The organism is Anaerosacchariphilus polymeriproducens (assembly GCF_003363435.1).
Lineage (GTDB): Bacteria > Bacillota > Clostridia > Lachnospirales > Lachnospiraceae > Anaerosacchariphilus > Anaerosacchariphilus polymeriproducens.
This window is the reverse complement of record NZ_QRCT01000022.1, coordinates 1-4,321: the sequence shown is the minus strand read 5'-3', so window position 1 is coordinate 4,321 and position 4,321 is coordinate 1. Positions and strand designations below refer to the sequence as shown.

The following is a 4,321-nucleotide window of genomic DNA, read 5'->3' as shown; positions in this document are numbered from 1 at the left end:
GTTTTAGTAACTTCTTTCTTATTAAAAATGCCTAGTATATTCTTTTTATATGTCGTTACACTTCGAGTCTGAGAATAGGCTGCTTCTTTATCTGTTACATATTCCTCACGAATATTCTTGGTCTGTACTGCAATTCTAGTATCTTCTGCATCATACTCATATTTGGTGTCACCTGCTTGTATCAAACGGTTTCTGCAATCATATTTGAAGGTGGTCATTGTACCGTTTAGTGGACCATATGTCATATTGCCGTCAGCATCGTATTTTACCTGTTTACCATTATAAGAGATTAGACGATTCGCCTTATCATATTTCATTTGTGTTTGAGTAAGGCTTGCAATATTTTTCTTTTCTGTTTGTGAGACAGAAGTAATATTTCCTCTTGCGTCATACTGATAGGAATATCGATTTAAAACAGTACTGCCTTTCTTGTCTAGCTGTGATTTTAAATTCCCGGCTTTCGGCTTTATCATAAGTCCTTGATTCTATGGTACCATTTGCTCTTTTGGTATTCGTCAGTCCTTCATTTTTAGTAAGCGCTTACCTAAGAATAACCAATATATTACCAAAGACACAATATTTATTACAGAAACTGAGAAAAAAGAAGTGGAAACAAAAATCTGTTCCACTTCTACAATATCGCTCATTTCCACATAGATTTAAACTGATAAATATTTACTACTTATCTACAAACGGTTTAATATTTTGAATACGAGCCACTTCAAACGTACACTGAATTTCCTGCTCATCACTCATAGATATTTCGCAACAGTACTTATCGCTATTGCTCTGCATAGTAAACTTCTCGATTCTTGGCTTATCTTCTTTTACGTCTATTCTTAAATAGTTCAATCCATAAAACTCTAGCCTTACATAGACACTTTCAAAGACACCCCATTTTTTAGGAACATTTGTTGGTTCATCATGAACTAATATTGATAACTCAATTCTAGAATCAATCATTTGCCAATTTACATTAATTAGTTCAGCTTTTTCAAATATATTTTTGTCACCAAAAATATTCTTAATTACAACTGCATTATCAATTCCTTCAAACATAGTTTCACCACCTATTTTCTATTTCTATAATTAAAGTAATAATGGTCCTTCATACCCTGAACGGCTCCGTTCTTAGTATTTGTTGAAGGTCTAACATTAAAATGAGATGTTTGATTACCAATACCCGAATTATAATAATGTCCGTAAGAATGGTCTTGTATAACCACCTTATCTATAGGATTTCCTTGTACATCAAATTTTCCTTGCACTGAATATGTTAACTCACGTGTTTCTACAAAGTTATTATTCGCATCTAGAATTCTCTTTTTATTCTCATCCAATAAAGGAACCATTTTTTGCTCAAGAGGATGTTGCGATTTACTTATCCCTAAATCCTTCTTAATTTCTGACAAAGCTTGCTTTCTAGAAACAGGAATACCCGCCCCCTTATTCGCAAAATACTGTAAATCATAAGAAAGGCGATTCCCATTTCCACCGGCCTGATTTCCTAGCCCAAATTTATTCTTACTAAGTGCCTCTTTCAGTGAAGTATTCTTTCCAACTCCGGTAAAGTCTGACTGAAGCATCTTTCGTAGGCTTTTCCCACTGGATACCAGGCCTTTGCCGCTAAGTCCTACTCCCAGTCCGTCTGCCAGTATTGAGAATACACTTTCTGCACTGACACTTCCTGTTTTTTTATATTCCTTGATGGCATTTGTGACATCATGCTTCAAATTCACTGCGCTAACTGTAAAGCTGCCGGTATAGGATACTACTTCTGATATCTTTTCGATATATTTTGCGGTCTTGGCTGCTTTATTAAAAAACTTCGATGCCTTGAATCCCAGACGAATTCCGGAACCTACCACGGAACCTATAAGTGGCAGGGCTGACATAGCACTTAGTGCTGCCATTTCTTCATTTCCTTCTAACAAGTACCAGCCTGCATTTATAACATCTACTACATCTCCAACCCCCGGTATAAACCCTATAACATCTAGTACCGTATGTCCTATTGAACTGAAGCTTCCGTTGTTTTGTGGACACAATCCAAATGGATCGGTATAACGGATCGGATTCCCCTGCACATAGCAGTAACGATTCAGACTTTGGCTGTTTTCAATACTTCCGGTCAGAATATCTTGATTGATAAACCTTCTGATATCTGTATTATAATACCTCGCACGCATATAATACAAGCCATTTGTATCTGTCTGTACGCCATATTGGCCATTATATAGGTAACGAATGATGCCGGTCTTTCCACTTAATAATTCTCCATAACTTCCATACGTGTATTGGTAAGCAACCTTTCCACTTGCATTCGTAACCTTGGTTGTACTTCCTAAGTGATTATAATGATAGGTCAAATATCAATTCGTTTTACTCGTTTCACTAATAAGACCATTTCCATAAATATAAGTTGTCGTATCTTCTTTCTTATTAAAAATGCCTAGTATATTCTTTTTATACGTCGTTACACTTAGAATCTGAGAATAGGCTGCTTCTTTATCGGTTACATATTCCTCACAAATATTCTTGGTCTGTACTGCAATTCTAGTATCTTCTGCATCATATATTTAACTATATTCTACTGTTACTGCTTTTGATGCAGTTACCTGAATTACAGTTTTGCATTTAGAGTTCACCTATATTATTTTATATAAGTTAAAAACTTATTAACTGGTTGAAAAAATCTTTCAGGATTATCTTTCTTCACTTCATTCATTAATTCTATTAAAATCAACTTTAATTCCGCATCACAATTTTCAGCTATTTTAATATACTCCTCTAAACTATTTTCATCATTTAATATTCTTTTATTCATTATTTTAATCCATTCCTTAGCATACGAATACACACTAGGAATTGAATCTATAAATTCTTTTAAAGTTAACTTTATGTCAGTTATACGGTCATATGACTCTATTGCATGTATTAGATTGAACATAACCTCATCATCTTCTGTGTTATCATCGAATCCTGTGCATAGGTGTTTTATATCCTTATAATCTTTATTACTTAAAATATTTTCTATTGCACATTCAAATTTTTCTATTTCTTCATTAGTTCTTAATAATTTATTTTCATTTAGTATTTTTACTTCATCTAATATATTCATTTTCTTCTCCTTTATCTATTTATTAAATAAATTTGGATGGTCACTTTTATTTCTTTTGATTACATCTAAAAGTCCTTCTCTTATTTCATGCGTATACTTACCTTGTTGGATATATATTTCTCTAGCATTCCACAAATCATGTGCCAATGCATCTCTTGGACTCAAACTATAATAGTTAGCTTTTTCAGCATCTGTCATATTCCTACCATAGGTATCTGTTAACCTATGACGCCCTCCTATTGCTGGTTGTTCCATATTCATAGATATTCCATTATTTCTTGAAATCCCGTTATTTTTCATATATTCAGCTGATGGCATATGATGTGGTGTTAAGTTGTCCCCTCTCCTTCCTGCATCTATTAACTCTTTATACGTTCCTACATCACCTTCACCTTTTAATAGCGGGTTACCCACCCCCTTACTCGCAAAATACTGCAAATCATAAGAAAGGCGATTCCCATTTCCTCCGGCCTGATTTCCTAGCCCAAATTTATTCTTACTAAGTTTCTCTTTCAGTGAAGTATTCTTTCCAACTCCGGTAAAGTCTGACTGAAGCATCTTTCGAAGGCTTTTCCCGCTGGATACCAGGCCTTTGCCGCTAAGTCCTACTCCCAGTCCGTCTGCCAGTATTGAGAATACACTTTCTGCGCTGATACTTCCTGTTGCTTTGTATTCCTTGATGGCATTTGTGACATCATGCTTTAAGTTCACTGCACTGACTGTGAAGCTGCCGGTATAGGATACCACTTCTGATATCTTTTCGATATATTTTGCGGTCTTGGCTGCTTTATTAAAAAACTTCGATGCCTTGAATCCCAGACGGATTCCAGAACCTACCACGGAACCTATAAGTGGCAGGGCTGACATAGCACTTAGTGCTGCCATTTCTTCATTTCCTTCTAACAAGTACCAGCCTGCATTTATAACATCTACTACATCTCTAACCCCCGGTATAAACCCTATAACATCTAGTACCGTATGTCCTATTGAACTGAAGCTTCCGTTGTTTTGTGGACACAATCCAAATGGATCGGTATAACGGATCGGATTCCCCTGCACATAGCAGTAACGATTCAGACTTTGGCTGTTTTCAATACTTCCGGTCAGAATATCTTGATTGATAAACCTTCTGATATCTGTATTATAATACCTCGCACGCATATAATACAAGCCATTTGTATCCGTCTGTACGCCATATTG

General features: G+C 35.5%; 5 protein-coding genes. All 5 read right to left on the bottom strand.

Going from position 1 to position 4,321, the window contains the following annotated elements:
* On the bottom strand, positions 1-473 hold a 473-nt coding region (locus DWV06_RS08830; RefSeq protein ID WP_147289845.1), incomplete at its 3' end, for a hypothetical protein.
* A gap of 205 nt (positions 474-678) precedes the next feature.
* Positions 679-1,059, bottom strand: coding sequence for an immunity 50 family protein (locus DWV06_RS08825; RefSeq protein ID WP_115481823.1), 381 nt, complete (start codon positions 1,057-1,059; stop codon positions 679-681).
* Between the two features lie 11 nt (positions 1,060-1,070).
* A complete protein-coding gene (locus DWV06_RS08820) occupies positions 1,071-2,369 on the bottom strand; it encodes an HNH/endonuclease VII fold putative polymorphic toxin (RefSeq protein WP_115481822.1) in 1,299 nt (432 codons plus the stop codon).
* A gap of 284 nt (positions 2,370-2,653) precedes the next feature.
* Complete coding sequence (locus tag DWV06_RS08815) at positions 2,654-3,121, bottom strand: Imm30 family immunity protein (RefSeq protein WP_115481821.1); 468 nt, start codon at positions 3,119-3,121, stop codon at positions 2,654-2,656.
* Positions 3,122-3,136: 15 nt separating this feature from the next.
* Positions 3,137-4,321 (bottom strand): RHS repeat-associated core domain-containing protein (locus DWV06_RS08810; RefSeq protein WP_147289844.1); only part of this gene is annotated, 1,185 nt, incomplete at its 5' end.